This window comes from Pseudomonas sp. WP18, from assembly GCF_036689585.1.
GTDB lineage: Bacteria > Pseudomonadota > Gammaproteobacteria > Pseudomonadales > Pseudomonadaceae > Aquipseudomonas > Aquipseudomonas chlororaphis_E.
This window is the reverse complement of the sequence record NZ_CP144758.1, coordinates 5,353,346-5,369,681: the sequence shown is the minus strand read 5'-3', so window position 1 is coordinate 5,369,681 and position 16,336 is coordinate 5,353,346. Positions and strand designations below refer to the sequence as shown.

At 63.2% G+C, this 16,336-nt stretch carries 15 protein-coding genes; 11 read left to right on the top strand and 4 right to left on the bottom strand.

The genetic code is table 11. From position 1 onward, the window contains the following. Position 1: 1 nt before the first annotated feature. The 4 genes from ileS (at position 2) to ispH (ending at position 4,923) form a co-directional block, all read left to right on the top strand. Positions 2–2,833, top strand: a complete 2,832-nt coding sequence (gene ileS / locus V5F23_RS23885; protein ID WP_338496795.1) for an isoleucine--tRNA ligase — start codon at positions 2–4, stop codon at positions 2,831–2,833. After that, positions 2,826–3,338 (top strand): signal peptidase II, encoded by a 513-nt coding sequence (gene lspA, locus V5F23_RS23880; RefSeq protein WP_338496792.1) that lies wholly within the window; start codon positions 2,826–2,828, stop codon positions 3,336–3,338. Before ileS ends, lspA begins: the two co-directional genes overlap by 8 nt. Then, the gene (fkpB, locus tag V5F23_RS23875) at positions 3,331–3,768 is read left to right on the top strand and encodes an FKBP-type peptidyl-prolyl cis-trans isomerase (protein WP_304555491.1); all 438 of its coding nucleotides are present in this window, start codon (positions 3,331–3,333) and stop codon (positions 3,766–3,768) included. Before lspA ends, fkpB begins: the two co-directional genes overlap by 8 nt. Before the next feature lie 207 nt (positions 3,769–3,975). Next, a complete protein-coding gene (ispH, locus tag V5F23_RS23870; RefSeq protein ID WP_047736289.1) occupies positions 3,976–4,923 on the top strand; it encodes a 4-hydroxy-3-methylbut-2-enyl diphosphate reductase in 948 nt (315 codons plus the stop codon). On the opposite strand, the gene V5F23_RS23865 is transcribed toward ispH, so the two are convergent. Beyond that, on the bottom strand, positions 4,900–5,415 hold the full coding sequence (locus V5F23_RS23865) for a GspH/FimT family pseudopilin (protein WP_338496784.1): 516 nt from the start codon (positions 5,413–5,415) through the stop codon (positions 4,900–4,902). The genes ispH and V5F23_RS23865 overlap by 24 nt on opposite strands. Positions 5,416–5,678: 263 nt before the next feature. On the opposite strand from V5F23_RS23865, the gene V5F23_RS23860 reads away from it, so the two are divergent. Genes V5F23_RS23860 through thiO form a run of 7 tightly spaced genes read left to right on the top strand, consistent with a single transcriptional unit; the run spans position 5,679 to position 12,497 of the window. Next, the gene (locus V5F23_RS23860; RefSeq protein WP_042732998.1) at positions 5,679–6,152 is read left to right on the top strand and encodes a GspH/FimT family pseudopilin; all 474 of its coding nucleotides are present in this window, start codon (positions 5,679–5,681) and stop codon (positions 6,150–6,152) included. Next, positions 6,149–6,613, top strand: a complete 465-nt coding sequence (gene pilV / locus V5F23_RS23855; protein ID WP_042732997.1) for a type IV pilus modification protein PilV — start codon at positions 6,149–6,151, stop codon at positions 6,611–6,613. The genes V5F23_RS23860 and pilV overlap by 4 nt, the downstream gene beginning before the upstream one ends. Further along, on the top strand, positions 6,610–7,335 hold the full coding sequence (locus V5F23_RS23850; protein WP_212803045.1) for a prepilin-type N-terminal cleavage/methylation domain-containing protein: 726 nt from the start codon (positions 6,610–6,612) through the stop codon (positions 7,333–7,335). The genes pilV and V5F23_RS23850 overlap by 4 nt, the downstream gene beginning before the upstream one ends. Positions 7,336–7,346: 11 nt before the next feature. After that, complete coding sequence (locus tag V5F23_RS23845) at positions 7,347–7,826, top strand: PilX N-terminal domain-containing pilus assembly protein (RefSeq protein ID WP_047736284.1); 480 nt, start codon at positions 7,347–7,349, stop codon at positions 7,824–7,826. Next, positions 7,813–10,926 (top strand): PilC/PilY family type IV pilus protein, encoded by a 3,114-nt coding sequence (locus V5F23_RS23840; protein WP_042730701.1) that lies wholly within the window; start codon positions 7,813–7,815, stop codon positions 10,924–10,926. The genes V5F23_RS23845 and V5F23_RS23840 overlap by 14 nt, the downstream gene beginning before the upstream one ends. 11 nt (positions 10,927–10,937) lie before the next feature. Further along, positions 10,938–11,339 (top strand): type IV pilin protein, encoded by a 402-nt coding sequence (locus tag V5F23_RS23835; protein ID WP_042730702.1) that lies wholly within the window; start codon positions 10,938–10,940, stop codon positions 11,337–11,339. 57 nt (positions 11,340–11,396) lie between these two features. Beyond that, positions 11,397–12,497, top strand: coding sequence for a glycine oxidase ThiO (thiO, locus tag V5F23_RS23830; protein WP_338496779.1), 1,101 nt, complete (start codon positions 11,397–11,399; stop codon positions 12,495–12,497). 648 nt (positions 12,498–13,145) lie between these two features. Here thiO and V5F23_RS23825 read toward each other — a convergent pair. From V5F23_RS23825 to V5F23_RS23815, 3 genes are read right to left on the bottom strand one after another with little or no spacing between them, the layout of a single operon-like run. Continuing rightward, positions 13,146–14,492 (bottom strand): sigma-54 dependent transcriptional regulator, encoded by a 1,347-nt coding sequence (locus V5F23_RS23825; protein ID WP_212803044.1) that lies wholly within the window; start codon positions 14,490–14,492, stop codon positions 13,146–13,148. Continuing rightward, positions 14,489–16,078: an ATP-binding protein gene (locus V5F23_RS23820; RefSeq protein WP_047736281.1), complete on the bottom strand. Its 1,590-nt coding sequence runs from the start codon at positions 16,076–16,078 to the stop codon at positions 14,489–14,491. Before V5F23_RS23820 ends, V5F23_RS23825 begins: the two co-directional genes overlap by 4 nt. Further along, positions 16,068–16,301 carry a PP0621 family protein gene (locus V5F23_RS23815; RefSeq protein ID WP_042730706.1) on the bottom strand — a complete coding sequence of 78 codons (234 nt, stop codon included), beginning with the start codon at positions 16,299–16,301 and terminating at the stop codon, positions 16,068–16,070. Before V5F23_RS23815 ends, V5F23_RS23820 begins: the two co-directional genes overlap by 11 nt. Positions 16,302–16,336 lie beyond the last annotated feature (35 nt).

Genomic DNA, 16,336 nt, shown 5'->3' with positions numbered 1-16,336 from the left:
AATGACCGACTATAAAGCCACGCTAAACCTTCCGGACACCGCCTTCCCTATGAAGGCCGGCCTGCCTCAGCGCGAACCACAGATTCTGCAGCGTTGGGACAGCATTGGCCTGTACGGAAAGTTGCGCGAAATTGGCAAGGATCGTCCGAAGTTCGTCCTGCACGACGGCCCTCCGTATGCCAACGGCACGATCCATATCGGTCACGCACTGAACAAGATTCTCAAGGACATGATCGTGCGCTCCAAGACCCTGTCGGGTTTTGACGCACCGTATGTCCCGGGCTGGGATTGCCACGGCCTGCCGATCGAACACAAGGTGGAAGTGACCCACGGCAAGAACCTGGGCGCCGACAAGACCCGCGAGCTGTGCCGTGCCTACGCTACCGAGCAGATCGAAGGGCAGAAGTCGGAATTCATCCGCCTCGGCGTGCTGGGCGACTTCGCCAATCCGTACAAGACCATGGACTTCAAAAACGAAGCCGGTGAAATCCGTGCCTTGGCGAAAATCGTCGAGGGCGGTTTCGTGTTCAAGGGCCTCAAGCCGGTGAACTGGTGCTTCGATTGCGGTTCGGCCCTGGCCGAGGCGGAAGTCGAGTACGAGAACAAGAAGTCGTCGACCATCGACGTGGCGTTCCCGATCGCCGATGAAGACAAGCTGGCCGCCGCGTTCGGCCTGGGCCAGTTGGCCAAGCCGGCCGCGATCGTGATCTGGACCACCACCCCGTGGACCATCCCGGCCAACCAGGCGCTGAACGTCCATCCGGAATTCAACTACGCGCTGGTGGACGTCGGCGACAAGCTGCTGGTGCTGGCCGAGGAACTGGTCGAGTCCTGCCTGGGCCGCTACGGCCTCGAAGGCTCGGTGCTGGCCACCGCCCCGGGTTCGGCGCTGGAACTGATCAACTTCCGTCACCCGTTCTATGATCGCCTGTCGCCGGTGTACCTGGCCGACTACGTGGAACTGGGCGCCGGCACCGGTGTGGTTCACTCCGCGCCGGCCTATGGCGTGGATGACTTCGTGACCTGCAAGAAGTACGGCATGGTCAACGACGACATCCTCAATCCGGTCCAGAGCAATGGCGTGTACGCGCCGTCGCTGGCGTTCTTTGGCGGCCAGTTCATCTGGAAAGCCAACCCAGCCATCGTCGACAAGCTGACCGAAGTCGGTGCGCTGCTGCACACCACCGTCATCGAGCACAGCTACATGCACTGCTGGCGCCACAAGACCCCGCTGATCTACCGCGCCACCGCGCAGTGGTTCATCGGCATGGACAAACACCCGGCCAGCGGCGACACACTGCGCCAGCGCTCGCTCAAGGCCATCGAAGACACTAAGTTCGTCCCGGCCTGGGGCCAGGCGCGCCTGCACTCGATGATCGCCAACCGTCCGGACTGGTGCATCTCCCGCCAGCGCAACTGGGGCGTGCCGATCCCGTTCTTCCTGAACAAGGAAAGCGGTGAGCTGCACCCGCGCACCGTCGAACTGATGGAAGAGGTGGCCAAGCGCGTCGAAGTCGAAGGCATCGAAGCCTGGTTCAAGATGGACGCCGCCGAGCTGCTGGGCGACGAAGCGCCGCTGTACGACAAGATCAGCGACACCCTGGACGTCTGGTTCGACTCCGGCACCACCCACTGGCACGTGCTGCGCGGTTCGCACCCGATGGGCCATGAGAGCGGCCCGCGTGCCGACCTCTACCTGGAAGGCTCGGACCAGCATCGCGGCTGGTTCCACTCGTCCTTGCTGACCGGTTGCGCCATCGACAACCACGCGCCGTATCGCGAGTTGCTGACCCACGGTTTCACCGTCGACGAAGCCGGCCGCAAGATGTCCAAGTCCCTGGGCAACGTGATCGCGCCGCAGAAGGTCAACGACACCCTGGGCGCCGACATCATGCGCCTGTGGGTGGCCTCCACCGACTATTCCGGCGAGATGGCGGTGTCCGACCAGATCCTGCAGCGCAGTGCGGACGCCTACCGGCGCATCCGTAATACTGCGCGCTTCCTGCTGTCGAACCTGACCGGCTTCAACCCGGCCACCGACCTGCTGCCGGCCGAAGACATGCTGGCCCTGGACCGTTGGGCCGTGGACCGTACCCTGCTGCTGCAGCGCGAATTGCAGGAGCACTACGGCGAATACCGCTTCTGGAACGTCTACTCGAAGATCCACAACTTCTGCGTGCAGGAGCTGGGCGGTTTCTACCTCGACATCATCAAGGACCGCCAGTACACCACCGGCGCCAACAGCAAGGCGCGTCGCTCGTGCCAGACCGCGCTGTTCCACATCAGCGAGGCGCTGGTGCGCTGGATCGCGCCGATCCTGGCGTTTACCGCCGACGAGCTGTGGCAATACCTGCCGGGCGAGCGTAACGAATCGGTGATGCTCAACACCTGGTACGAAGGCCTGACCGAGCTGCCGCAAGGCTTCGAGCTGGACCGTGCCTATTGGGATCGCGTCATGGCGGTCAAGGCGGCGGTCAACAAGGAAATGGAAATCCAGCGTGCGGCCAAGGCCGTCGGTGGCAACCTGCAAGCCGAAGTGACCCTCTATGCCGAGGAGTCCCTGGGGACCGACCTGGCCAAGTTGGGCAACGAACTGCGCTTCGTGCTGATCACCTCCACCGCCAGCGTCGCCCCATTGGTACAGGCCCCGGCCGATGCCGTGGTCACCGAAGTGGCGGGCCTGAAGCTCAAGGTGGTCAAGTCGAGCTTCGTCAAGTGCGCCCGTTGCTGGCACTGCCGCGAAGACGTCGGCGTGAACCCGGAGCATCCGGAAATCTGCGGTCGTTGTGTCGACAACATCAGCGGCACCGGTGAGGTTCGCCACTATGCCTAACGCAGCGGGCCGTTTCGGACGGCTGGGCTGGCTCTGGTTGAGCGTGCTGGTGCTGGTCATCGACCAGGCCAGCAAGTTCTACTTTGAAAGCTCGTTGACCATGTACCAGCAGATCGTGGTCATTCCCGGCTACTTCAGCTGGACGCTGGCCTACAACACGGGGGCGGCGTTCAGCTTCCTGGCCGACAGTTCGGGCTGGCAGCGCTGGCTGTTCGCTTTGATTGCCATCGTGGTCAGCGCGGTGCTGGTGGTCTGGCTCAAGCGCCTGGGCCGCGATGAAACCTGGCTGGCGGTGGCGCTGGCACTGGTTCTCGGCGGCGCCCTGGGCAATCTCTATGACCGCATCGCCCTGGGCCACGTGATCGATTTCATCCTGGTGCATTGGCAGAACCGCTGGTATTTCCCGGCGTTCAACTTTGCCGACAGCGCCATCACCGTGGGCGCGATCATGCTCGCCCTGGACATGTTCAAGAGCAAGAAAACCGGAGAAGCCGTCCATGACTGAGCAGCGTATCGCTCAAAACACCGAAGTGAAGCTGCACTTTGCCCTGCACCTGGAAAACGGCGACACCGTCGACAGCACTTTCGACAAGGCCCCGGCGGTGTTCAAGGTCGGTGATGGCAACCTGTTGCCAGGCTTCGAGGCGGCGATCTTCGGTTTCAAGGCCGGCGACAAGCGCACCGTGGTCGTTGCCCCGGAAAACGCCTTTGGTCAGCCCAACCCACAGAACGTGCAGACCATGCCACGCTCCCAGTTTCAGGACATGGAGCTGTCCGAGGGGCTGCTGGTGATCTTCAATGACGCGGCCAACACCGAACTGCCGGGCGTGGTGAAGGCTTTCGACGACGCCCAGGTGACCGTGGATTTCAACCATCCCCTGGCGGGCAAGACCTTGAATTTCGAAGTGGAAATTCTTGAGGTCAAGGCGGTTTAGGATTTAACAGGGCAGTTCCTGCTGCCACCCGATTCACTGTGGGAGCGAGCTTGCTCGCGATGACGGAGTCACTTTCAATACAGGGGTGACAGACTCGCCGCCATCGCGAGCAAGCTCGCTCCCACAGGGGATCTCCTTGTTCTCGGGCCTTTTGCTCGATTAACAGGCAAGCATTCAATTTCTTGCGCGCAAGACACGAGGCACAGCATGCAAATCAAACTCGCCAACCCCCGTGGCTTCTGCGCCGGTGTGGACCGGGCGATCGAAATCGTCAACCGCGCCCTGGAAGTTTTCGGTCCGCCGATCTATGTGCGCCACGAAGTGGTCCACAACAAATTCGTCGTCGAAGACCTGCGCAGCCGCGGGGCCATCTTCGTCGAGGAACTGGACCAGGTGCCGGACGACGTCATCGTGATCTTCAGTGCCCACGGGGTTTCCCAGGCCGTACGCACCGAAGCCGCCGGCCGTGGCCTGAAGGTGTTCGACGCGACGTGCCCGTTGGTGACCAAGGTGCACATCGAAGTGGCGCGCTACAGCCGTGACGGTCGCGAATGCATCCTGATCGGCCACGAGGGCCACCCGGAAGTCGAAGGCACCATGGGTCAGTACGATGCCAGCAATGGCGGCGCGATCTACCTGGTCGAGGACGAGGACGACGTGGCTGCCCTGCAGGTCCGCAACCCCGAGAGCCTGGCCTTCGTCACCCAGACCACGCTGTCCATGGACGATACCAGCCGCGTGATCGACGCCCTGCGCTCGCGTTTCCCGGCCATCGGCGGGCCGCGCAAGGATGACATCTGCTACGCCACCCAGAATCGCCAGGACGCGGTCAAGCAATTGGCCAACGAGTGCGACGTGGTGTTGGTCGTCGGCAGTCCGAACAGCTCCAACTCCAACCGCTTGCGCGAGCTGGCCGAGCGCATGTCCACGCCGGCCTACCTGATCGACGGTGCCGAGGACCTGCAGCGCAGTTGGTTCGACGGTGTCGAGCGCATCGGTATCACCGCCGGTGCGTCGGCTCCCGAGGTGCTGGTGCGTGGGGTGATCCAGCAGTTGCAGGCCTGGGGCGCTACAGGTGCCGATGAACTGGCCGGCCGCGAGGAAAACATCACGTTCTCCATGCCCAAGGAACTACGCGTCCGCTCGCTGCTTTAAGCGCTTTTCGCACACGGCCTGCTCGGCGACCTCGCTGCGCAGGCTCACGCGCCCTGAGGGCGCGAGCACCACTTGATGGTGGCTGATCGAGTCGTGTTTGCCACAGACGTATAGCGTTCCCGAATGAAAGGCCCCGCTGGGCCATACCGCCTGGCCATGGAAGGCGAACCTGACCGACCCTTTCATCGCCCAGTTACCCATGATGCGAGCCCCGTTGCTGCGCTGTGTCAGCAGCGCCTGGTCATCGCCGTCCAGAATGATTTGCCACCCTTTGCTCCAGTCATTGTCTATCCCTCTGATCGCCACCGTCCGGTTACGGGTGATGGCTTCGCTTCGCGCAGTGCGCAAGCCACTGGCCAGTAACCGGGCGGCGTCCTTGCGTTCGATGGATTCGATGAGCGCTTTGTAGCCGGAACTGGCCCACGGCAGAACAATCGCGGCAATTGCCAGTCCCATGAGCAGCTCGATCAGGCTGAACCCCTGTTGGTGCATGTTGCCTCCTCCCTGGAGTGCGTGAAAACGGTTCTGAGGCTGGTGAGTTGTGGCGAGGGGATTTATCCCCGTTGGGCTGCGTAGCAGCCCCAAACCAAACGCAGCCGTGCATCAGGTCGCAACGGTGATCAGCTTCATTGGGGCTGCTTCGCAGCCCAACGGGGATAAATCCCCTCGCCACAGTTGATCAGCGTTACGCATGCTGCGGCTGTTTGTTCTAGCTTTGTAAAAGCAGGTATAGCCGACGGCGGCAGAGGGCATCGATGGATCTTCGTACAAAAGGTTTCACGCTGATCGAGGTGCTGGTAACCCTTGGCGTCATGCTGATCCTCATCACCCTGGCGGTGCCGGCCTTCACCAGTTCAATGCAGGGCACCCGGGCCGATACCGAGATCGGCGACCTGCGTCGGGCGTTGAACTTCGCCCGGATGGAGGCCATCGACCGGGGTACCACCATCAGGATTCGCCCCACGGTGCTGGGCAGCGCCTGGAGCGGCGAACTGACGGTGTATGACAGTACGGGCACGCCGGCCAATGTATTGCGGGTTGTTCCAGCGATGGGCGGTGGCGCGACTCTGACGCTAACCTCAGACGTGACCGCGATTGATTTCAACAACCTGGGCGGATTATCGGCACCGGCCACGCCGGTGGGTTTCAATTATGTGCGGGGAACACAGAGCAGGACGCTGAATGTTTGCCTCAACGGAAGAATCGTATTGGGTGGAAGTTGCGGATGAAGGATTGCAGTAGACGCGCGCAGGAGGGCATGACCCTGATCGAGGTGCTGGTGGCGGTGTTGATTCTCGGCGTGGGCTTGTTGGGCGCCGCGATGATCCAGCTCAACGCCCTCAAGTACACCGACAGCTCGCGCATGACCAGCCAGGCCAGTTTCATCGCCTATGACCTGCTGGACCGCATACGCGCCAACTCCGGCGCGGACTACACCGTCACGCCGCCCAGCGCGCCAAACCTCAATGTGGCGCGGGACCAGGACCTCTACGACTTCAAGACCAACATCATCGCCTTCGGCGGCGCCACGGCCACCGGCACCGTCGCCCTGAACCAGCGCGTCTACACCATCACCATTTCCTGGGACGATGCGAGGGCCGCCAACACCACCAACGCGGCCGACGCGCGGCGCAGCTTCGTGCTGACCAGCCGTGTCGCCGTCGACCCGATCGCGACGCCGACGCCATGAACGGGCGCAGCCGGGGTTTCGGCCTGATCGAGCTGATGATCGCGCTGGTGCTCAGCCTGATCGTCGTGCTGGGGGTCGTGCAGATTTTCATCGCCGCGAAGAACACCTACGTCAGCCAGGGGGCGGCGGCGGTGATTCAGGAGGATGCGCGGTTCGCCTTGAGCAAAATGGTCCAGGAGCTGCGCATGGTGGGGATGTTCGGTTGCCTGGGGAGCATCACCGACGCGTCCGCCGCCGGGGATTTCAACGCCAGCCAGATCACGCCGATCCGCTGGGACAACGCCAACCTGAAGTTGACCCTGGTGACGGCGGACGTGGGCAGTGGCGGCGGGGCGCCCACCTGGACCGTGGTTTCCGACTGTCGCACCTCGGCCACCGCCTACACGGGCGTGCGGGCGCCTGCGGCCGGGCAAATCGCGTTTCCGATCAGGCGATTGATCTACAGCTACAGCAACAACCAGCTGCTGATGGGCGTCCAGACAGCCGGCGGTCCTGCCAACCCGCCCATGGCGGTGCTGGTGGATAACGTGCGCACGTTCAGCGTGACCTTCGGCGTGGCCGGCAGTGCCTCGGACATCGCGGCGTCCAGCTACAGCAGCAACCCGGCCGACCCGGCACTGATCCGCAGCGTGCGCCTGAGCCTGACGCTTTTCGATCCGCGAAACGCGGTGCGCGAGCAAACCTTCAACGTGGTTGCCGCCTTGCGCAACCGGCTGTTGTAAAGGGCAAGCCCATGAAATCGATTCCAATCAAACATCGACAACGTGGCATGGCTTTGCTGGTCAGCCTGGTGTTTCTGCTGCTGTTGACCCTGATCGGGCTGTCGTCCATGCAGAGCGCCACGCTCCAGGAAAAAATGACCAGCAGCGTCATGCTGCGCAACCAGTCGTTCCAGATCGCCGAGGCGGCGCTGCGGATGGGCGAGAGCGCGGTGCAGGTCGACACTTATTCGCTGGCAGTGTGTACCACCGCGACCCAATGTGCGCCACCGGCCGAGTCGGCAACTGTGACGGCCGCCGGGCGCAATTCCACCTCGGGGGTGACCTGGGTCGCCGCCGGCGCAGGCTTCTATGGCGTACAGAACATCGGCACCACGCTCACGGCGGTCAACGTACCCAGCAATACTTCGGCGACGCTGTATCGGATCACGGCAGTGGCGGTGGTGGGGAACAACCAGCGCAGCGTGGTGGAGAGCATCTATGCGAAATACTGAGGGGCGTCGCGGCTGGCGGCAGGCCTTGTGGGGCGCGCTGCTCGGCCTTTACCTGGCGGCCCCGGCCTACGCTTTCACGCCGTCGGATTCGCCACTGTTGAGTGCGGGGGCGGTGACGCCGAACGTGATGCTGCTGATCGACGATTCGGGGAGCATGAACAGCATCATCTGGGCGTCGGGGTTCGATCCGGAGGTTTCACGGCCGCTTATCTACAACTGCAACTCGAGCAGCAGTTGCTTCGGCGGCCAGCAACTGGACCCCGATGACGGGAATGTCTTGCTGTCGAGCTTGTTGCGCGGTGGTTGCTCGAGCGGCTGGGTCGGTTTCTACCGCAACATCCTCAGCCGGGTCTGCCTGCGGTTGCCGGACCCGGTGGGTGGGGGCGATACCCGCTACACCACCAAATACCTGTCCTACCTGCTGACCCTCGCCAACGGCTCGAACCGTGATTTCACCACCGGCACCATCCCCATTGACTACCGCATCAACGTGGCCCGGAACGTCTCCACCGACCTGGTGGCCAGCAACCGCGCCCTGCGCATCGGCCTGGCCACCTTCAACCCGCCCAACAGCACCAACTCCGGTCCCGGCGGCTATATCGCCCGGGCGGTCAGCGACCTATCGCCGGTCAGCGGCAGTGTCACCCAGGCCCAGGCCAATACCAACTACACCGCGCTGACCAGCGCCATCAACGCCCTGGGCGCGGTGGCAAATACACCGTTGGCCGAGAGCTACTACGAGATCACCCGCTATTTCAGGGGCATGGCGCCGTACCACAACAGCACGCCGACCACCTACACCAGCCCGATCCAGTATCGGTGCCAGAAGAACTTCGGCGTGGTGATCACCGACGGCTTGCCCACCTATGACCGGACGTTCCCCACCAATGACCCGCAGGCTACGGCTACGGGTGGTCCCCGGCTGCCGAACTGGGACGGGATCAGCACCAACGACGGCGACAACCCCAACGGCGATGGCGAAGGCGACACCCTGTACCTGGATGACATTGCCAAGTTCGCCTTCGACATCGACATGCGCTCCACCGGCACCGACGCCACCGGCAAGAGCTGGAATGCCGCCGACTTCCCCCGGCAATACCTCAACACCTACACGGTCGGTTTCACCGCGGCCAACCCGATGCTGTCGGATGCCGCCCGCTATGGCGCTGGCAAGTACTACCAGGCGACCGATAGCGAAGGCCTGAGCTCGGCGCTGTCCTCGGCCTTGAGCGACATTACCTCCAAGGCCGGTTCGGGCGGCGGTGGCGCCACCAACGGCGCCTCGTTGTCCAGCACCTCCAGCTTCTACCAGACCACCTACGACCCCAAGGATTGGCGCGGCACCATCCGCGCATTCGGCTTCACGTCGGCGGGCACGGTCGATTCGGCGGCGGTGCAGTGGACCACCGACACCGCCATCGTGCCCGGTGCCACGGCCCCGACCTATCAATCCTGGAACACCGCGACCAATGCGCCCGTGACCCTTTCCTACGCCAACTTTTCACCGGCCCAGCAAACCAGCCTCAACCAGAACCTGCCCACGGGCATCACCGGCAATGATCTGGTGGAGTGGAGCAAGGGCGTCAACAAGACCGGGCTCAAGGTGCGCAGCGTGTTGCTGGGGGACATCATCAACTCGCCGCTGGTGCTGGCCTCGCCCAATGACCAGACCGCCGCGGACCTGCTGAACGACACCAGCTACAGCACTTACCTGGCGACCAAGGCGACCAACATGAGCAGCAGCCTGGTGGTGAACGCCAACGACGGTTTCTTCAGCGTCATCAACAGTGCCAACGGCACGCGGCGCTATGCGTACATGCCGTCGAGTGTGCTGCCGTCGTTGCAGGGCATCGCGGACCCCAACTACATCAACGGTGTCAGCCACGACTTCCTGGTGGACGGGCAGATTGGCGTGTTCGATACGCAGTCGGGAACCGCCTGGAAGACCGTCGCCCTGGGCGGTACCGGGGCGGGTGGCAGGACGTTCTATGCGGTTCAATTGTTCGACGCGGCGGCGGGTAACGTGTATCGGGCCTTGTGGGAAATCAGTGCGCCGGCCGTGGCCAGCACGGCCAACGTCTTCAATGACCTGGGCTACGCCTATGCCCGTCCCGAAGTGGCGCGCCTGGCGGACGGGCGCTGGGCCGCGTTCATTTCCAACGGTTATGGCAGCAACAGCGGCGTGGCGGCGCTGTATGTGGTGGATATCCGCGACGGCTCGCTGATCAGGAAGATCGTCATCAACAGCAGCGAGACCGACAACGGCTTGTCGTCGGTCAAGCTTCGGGTCAACTCCCAGAACGTCGTGCAGGCTGCCTACGGTGGTGACCTGAAGGGGCGGATGTGGAAATTCGACCTCAGCGCCACCTCCCCGACGGCCTGGGGCCTGGCGTTTGCCGGCCAACCCTTGTTCACCGCACCGGGGGGCGCTACCCAGCCCATCACCGTGCAGCCGTTGCTGGCGGACAACCCCCAAGGCGGGACCCAGGTGTTCTTCGGCACCGGCAAGTTCAATGAGACGGCAGACAAGCTCAACAAGGATCTACAGGGCTTCTACTCGATCTGGGATGCTGTCGGCGGAGGGGGGCAGATCACCGTCTCGAACCTGCAGGCCCAGGCCATCACCGGGGTGTTTTCCGGCAGTACGGGGCAGTTCGTGACCACCAGCCAGAACGATGTGGCCTACCCCTCGAAAAAGGGTTGGTACTTGCCCCTGGTGTACAACAACGTCTTGACCGGGGAGCGGGTGATCAACTCGGCCAACCTGGTGCTCGGGCGCGTGGTCTTCACCACGGCCGCCGTGGACACCACCGACCCCTGCGCGAGCTTCGGGACCGGCAAACTGATCGAGTTGAGTGCGTTCAACGGTAAGATGCTCAACTATGCGGTGCTCGATACCAACAATGACGGCGCCCTCAGCAACCTCGATACGATTTCCGCCGGCGTCGTTTTCACCGGTGGCATCCCGACCTTGAGCGCCGTCGTCAGCGCCAGCGGGGCCACCAACATGGTTGTGAATGACTCCAGCGGTGGTATCACCAACCTGCTGGAAAAGACCGTCGGCGGCAGCCGTCGCATCATGTGGCGGCAAATACAGTGAGAGGCAAGGGCATGCGCAGTTCCAACCGGGGTTTCACCTTGATCGAAATCATGATCGTGATCGCGATCATCGGTATCGTGGTCACCATCGGCTATCCGAGCCTGACCGAGTACATGAAGAAGGGGCGGCGTACCGAAATCGCCGGGTTGTTGTCGGAGCAGGCACAGATTCTCGAGCGCTACTACTCGAAGAACAACGTCTACACCAACGCGACCGGCCTGAGCAGCGGTAACGATTTCTACACCATTACCCAGACGCTGGCGGACCAGAGCTTCACCCTGACGGCCGTGCGCAAAAGCGGCTCCTCCATGGCGACGGACAAGTGCGGCGATTTCACCCTCAACAACACGGGCGTACGGAGTATGCTCAACGCCGCCAGCGGGGTGACCACCAAGGATTGCTGGGGGCGTTAGGTTTTCCTTGTTTCGGGCGCGGTCTTGCGCCCTCTGTCTTATGAGTCGAATCAGAACATGACCATGCAACAGCAAGTGGTGATTGTCGGCGGGGGCGTCATCGGCCTGCTGACGGCGTTCAATCTGGCGTGCGAAGGGCAGCGCGTGGTGCTGCTTGACCGCAGTGGTGTTGGCCAGGAAGCCTCCTGGGCCGGTGGCGGTATCGTTTCGCCGCTATACCCCTGGCGCTATAGCCCGGCGGTCACCGCCCTGGCCCATTGGTCGCAGGATTTTTATCCACAACTGGGGCAGCGTCTGTTCGCGTCCACCGGCGTCGATCCGCAAGTGCATGTCACCGGCTTGTATTGGCTGGACCTGGATGACCAGGACGAAGCGCTGGCCTGGGCGGATCGGGAAGGGCGCCCATTGCGGGCGGTGGATATCGGTGCCGTGCAGGATGCGGTGCCGGTGCTGGGTGCAGGGTTTTCCCGGGCGATCTACATGGCCGACGTCGCCAACGTGCGCAATCCCCGGTTGGTGAAGTCCCTCAAGGCCGCCTTGCTGGCGATGCCCGGTGTCACGCTGCATGAGCATTGTGAAGTCAGCGGCTTCATTCGCGAGGGTGAGCGTGTCGTGGGGGTGAACAGTTCCGCGGGGCCTATCCAGGGCGACCAGGTGGTGCTGGCCGCGGGTGCCTGGAGTGGCGAGTTGCTCGGCACGCTGGGGCTGAAGTTGCCAGTCGAGCCGGTCAAGGGCCAGATGATCCTGTACAAGTGCGCTGCGGATTTCCTGTCGAGCATGGTCCTGGCCAAGGGCCGTTACGCGATACCCCGTCGCGACGGGCACATCCTGGTGGGCAGCACACTGGAGCGCGAAGGCTTCGACAAGACCCCGACCGATGTGGCGCTGGAGAGCCTGAAGGCTTCGGCGCAGCAGCTGATTCCGGCGCTGGCCGATGCCGAGGTGGTCGGACATTGGGCAGGGTTGCGACCGGCGTCGCCGGAGGGGATTCCCTATATCGGTGAAGTGCCGGGGTTTGCGGGGTTGTGGTTGAACTGTGGGCATTATCGCAATGGGTTGGTGTTGGCGCCGGCGTCGTGTCGGTTGTTTGCGGATGTGATGCTGGGGCGCGAGCCGGTGATCGACCCTGCGCCGTACGCGCCGGCGGGGCGGATGTAGGGTTAATTGTGGGAGCGAGACTGCTCGCGATGGCGGTCTTGGGTCGAGCACATATCCGTTGCTGCGGTAACGGCGGCTTAGGGTTCCGCCCTGACGGCGGCTTACTTTTTTTCAGACGCCAAAAAAAGTAAGCAAAAAAGGCTTGGCCCCACCACTCGGTGCCTCGCCTGGGCTCGGCATACCCTCACTCCGGCATTGCTCCGTGGGCCCACCGCGAAGGGCCATCCATGGCCCAGCGCGGCTACCCCGGCATCCATGCCGGGGTGCCCACTACGCAATGCCTGCGTTCGGCCGTCGTGGTTAACGGGGCCCGAAGATCAAAAGCAAAAGCAAAAGTGAGGCGGCCTTACAGCCGGCCTGTTCTTGCGGCTGGCCTCGGTCTCCCTGTGGGAGCGGGCTTGCTCGCGAAGGCGTCGGCACATCCAATATTTATTCACTGTCATGGCTGGCTGTGCGTGGGATACCTTCGGGTATGCCGGGTACCAAGGTCTCGGTGCGCGAACCCGCGTACAGCTGCCACCTCCAATCGCGTCGCGGCGTGTATCAGGTAGATTTGTATTGACTGTCTTGGGGCTGCTACGCAGCCCCGCTGGGGATAAATCCCCTCGCCACAGGAGGGGAGAGCCCAGCCATTGGAGGCGGCTTCCCTCAATCCAGCCCCAGCTTCTTCAACCGATACCGCATCGAACGAAACGACAGTTTCAACCGCTGGGCCGCCGCCGTGCGGTTCCAGCGGGTTTCTTCCAGGGCCTGGAGGATGAGTTTGCGTTCGACGTCTTCCAGGTAGTCTTCCAGGTTGTCGACCTGCACCAGGTCAGCGCTGGTGGCGTCGGTGGCGTTATTGCTGTCGGCCAGGCGCAGGTCGTCGGCTTCGATCTGTTGGTGCTCGCAAAGGGTGTAGGCCCGTTCGAGCATGTTCTCCAGCTCCCGCACGTTTCCTGGGAAACGGTAGTTGCGAAGGGCCTCCAGGGCCTGGGGGTGGAGTTTGACGGCAGGGCTGGCGGTGTTGGCCGACAGGCGTTGGAGCATGTGGTTGGCCAGGGGCTCGATGTCTTCGCGGCGTTCGCGCAGGGGCGGGACGCGCAGTTCGATGACGTTCAGCCGATAGTACAGGTCCTGGCGAAAACGCCCGGCGGCGACTTCGGCGTCCAGGTCCTTGTGGGTGGCGCAAAGGATGCGTACGTCCACCACTTCTTCCTGTTGGCCGCCGACGGCGCGCACGGCTTTTTCCTGGATGGCCCGCAGCAGTTTGACTTGCATGGCCAGCGGCAGGTCAGCCACCTCGTCGAGGAACAGCGTGCCGCCATGGGCGGCCTGGAACAGCCCGGGTTTGTCTTCGATGGCGCCGCTGAAACTGCCTTTGCGGTGGCCGAAAAACTCGCTTTCCATCAGCTCCGTGGGAATTGCTCCACAGTTGACCGGCACAAAGCCGAGATTGGAACGGGGACCTTGTTCGTGGATCAGCCGGGCCACCAACTCCTTGCCACAGCCCGACTCGCCGCTGATGTACACCGGCGCCTGGCTGCGGGCGAGTTTTTCGATCTGTTTGCGCACGTTGCGCATGGGCGGTGATTCGCCCAGCAGGCAGCGCTCGATGGTTGTGCCGGGGGCGGCAACCGGTGGCAGGCGCAGGGCGCTGGCGACCAGTTCACGCAACCGGGTCAGGTCGACCGGCTTGGTCAGGAAGTCGAAGGCCCCGGCCTTGAGGGCGTCGATGGCGGTTTCCAGGCTGCCGTAGGCGGTGATCATCGCCACGGGCAGTTGGATGTAGCGTTGCTGGATGTGTTGCACCAGTTCCAGGCCGGTGCCATCGGGCAGGCGCATGTCGGTCAGGCACAGGTCGAAGGCCTCGTCCGCCAACAGGGCTTGGGCCTCGGCAAGGTTCTTGGCGCTGCGGGTGTCGAGTTTCATCCGGCCCAGGGTGATGTCCAGGAGTTCGCGGATGTCCGGTTCGTCGTCGACGATCAGGATTCGTTGCCGTGAGCGTGTATTCAAATCTGTTTCCGTCCGTGAGCAAAGGTGATGCGAAAGCAACCGCCGCCTTGGCGTGGTTTGAAGTCTAGGCGGGCCTGGTTGCTTTCGCACAGCTCACGGGACAGATAGAGGCCAAGGCCGGTGCCCTGGCTGCTGGTGGTGAAAAAGGGTTCGAACAGATGCGCCTGCTGGTCGGGTGTCACGCCGGGCCCGTTGTCGATGATGTCCAGCGTGGATAGCTGGCTCTGTGGGTCGACGGACAGCTTCAACCAGGCTTCGGCCTGCTCGTTGATCATCGCGCTGTGGCGCCAGGCGTTGCGCAGCAGGTTGTCGAGCACCTGGGTCAACTGGTCGGGGTCCATGAGGGTAATGTAGTCGCCTGGATCGATGCTCAGGTGCAAATGCTGGTGCTCGGTCGCGCTTTCGTGGGCTTGCTGGACGAATTGCTGCAGCCAGGTCCGCAGGTCGAGGCGTTGGGGCGTGGGTGGCTGGCGGCGTGACAGCTGCAGGACGTTTTCGATGACGCGGTTCATTCGTTGCGAGTGGTCTTGAATAATCTGCGTCAGACGCCGATCGGCGCTGTTCAGTTCCTCGGACTCGCGCAGCAATTGCGCGGCATGGCTGATCGCGCCCAAGGGGTTGCGGATTTCATGGGCGATGCCGGCGGTGAGGCGCCCGAGGGAGGCGAGTTTAAGTTGTTGGGCCTGTTGGGACACCTGGGCCAGGTCTTCGAGAAACACCAGGATCTGATGCTGTTCGTGATGCCCCAGGGCGATGAAGCTCGGCTGCAGCGTCAGGCCGGTGCCAGGGACGGTCAGGCTCTGTGGCCGCAGGCTGGGGTTGTTCAGCCAGCGTTGCAGGCGTTCGACCAGGGCGTTGGAGCAGTCGTCGATCGGCTGGCCGACCAGGTCGTGCATGCCCAGCAGGTTCAGCGCGCTTTCGTTGGCCAGTTGCACCCGGCGTTGGCGGTCGAGCACCAGGATGCCGGTGCGCATGCGTTGCAGGATCAGGGCGTTGAGCGCCTCCAGGCCGACCACTTCACTGGCCCGTTGCTCGGCCAGGGTTTCGCTGGCCTCCAGGCGTCGGGTCAGGCCTTGGACCAATAGCGCGGCGGCAAAGCACAGCGCGCCCAGGGTGCCGGCCTGCAGGTAGTTGCTGGGCCGGCTTGCGTCGCTCAGCCCGAGGAAGAAACTCGAGCCGACGATGCCGAGGGTGGCGACGGCGGCGATCAACAGGCCGATACGGCCTCGCAACAGCGTGTTGCCGATGGCCACGGAGACGATGAGCAGGTTACCAATGGCGCTGGGGGCGCCCCCGGCGACGAAAAACAGCCAGGAGAGCAACAGCACGTCGGCCAGGGCCAGGCCGAACAAGCGGGCCGGGCGGCGGGTGTTTTCCAGGAACACCACCAGCAGGATGTTCAAGACCAGGTACAACCAGCTGCCGCTGCGCAGCAAGTCGTCGTTGGCGGACTCCAGCAAACGGTTGTCCATGTTGCTGGAGATCAGCAGCACTAGGGTGATGCCGATACTCAGGCGGTACAGGTGATACAGACGCAGCAGGCGCTGCGCCTGCTTGACGCGCGGGCTGGCGGCCTCAGCGTTCACGGCTGCCCGGGCCTTGCTCGAGGTGAGCCTGGCTGCAATACCACTGTTGTTCGAGCACCAGTGCCCGGTCGCGAGGCAGGTGCACGCCGCACTGGGCGCAACGGACCATCGGCGGCGCATCCGGCTCCCGGGGAGCGTTCGGCGTGGCAGAGGCGGCCTTGAGCTTGCGCCAGAACCATACCGCGGCGGCAATCAGGGCGATCCAGAATAGTAGACGAAGCATGATGGGCGGCTTTTTGGCTAGAGATCAGGCAGTTT

Coding starts and splice junctions, on each gene's coding strand:
- lspA (WP_338496792.1), top strand. CDS start 2,826: ATGCCTAACGCAGCGGGCCGTTTCGGACGGCTGGGCTGGCTCTGGTTG.
- V5F23_RS23865 (WP_338496784.1), bottom strand. CDS start 5,415: ATGCACCAACAGGGGTTCAGCCTGATCGAGCTGCTCATGGGACTGGCA.
- thiO (WP_338496779.1), top strand. CDS start 11,397: ATGACCATGCAACAGCAAGTGGTGATTGTCGGCGGGGGCGTCATCGGC.
- fkpB (WP_304555491.1), top strand. CDS start 3,331: ATGACTGAGCAGCGTATCGCTCAAAACACCGAAGTGAAGCTGCACTTT.
- ileS (WP_338496795.1), top strand. CDS start 2: ATGACCGACTATAAAGCCACGCTAAACCTTCCGGACACCGCCTTCCCT.
- V5F23_RS23840 (WP_042730701.1), top strand. CDS start 7,813: ATGCGAAATACTGAGGGGCGTCGCGGCTGGCGGCAGGCCTTGTGGGGC.
- V5F23_RS23850 (WP_212803045.1), top strand. CDS start 6,610: ATGAACGGGCGCAGCCGGGGTTTCGGCCTGATCGAGCTGATGATCGCG.
- V5F23_RS23860 (WP_042732998.1), top strand. CDS start 5,679: ATGGATCTTCGTACAAAAGGTTTCACGCTGATCGAGGTGCTGGTAACC.
- V5F23_RS23835 (WP_042730702.1), top strand. CDS start 10,938: ATGCGCAGTTCCAACCGGGGTTTCACCTTGATCGAAATCATGATCGTG.
- pilV (WP_042732997.1), top strand. CDS start 6,149: ATGAAGGATTGCAGTAGACGCGCGCAGGAGGGCATGACCCTGATCGAG.
- V5F23_RS23815 (WP_042730706.1), bottom strand. CDS start 16,301: ATGCTTCGTCTACTATTCTGGATCGCCCTGATTGCCGCCGCGGTATGG.
- ispH (WP_047736289.1), top strand. CDS start 3,976: ATGCAAATCAAACTCGCCAACCCCCGTGGCTTCTGCGCCGGTGTGGAC.
- V5F23_RS23845 (WP_047736284.1), top strand. CDS start 7,347: ATGAAATCGATTCCAATCAAACATCGACAACGTGGCATGGCTTTGCTG.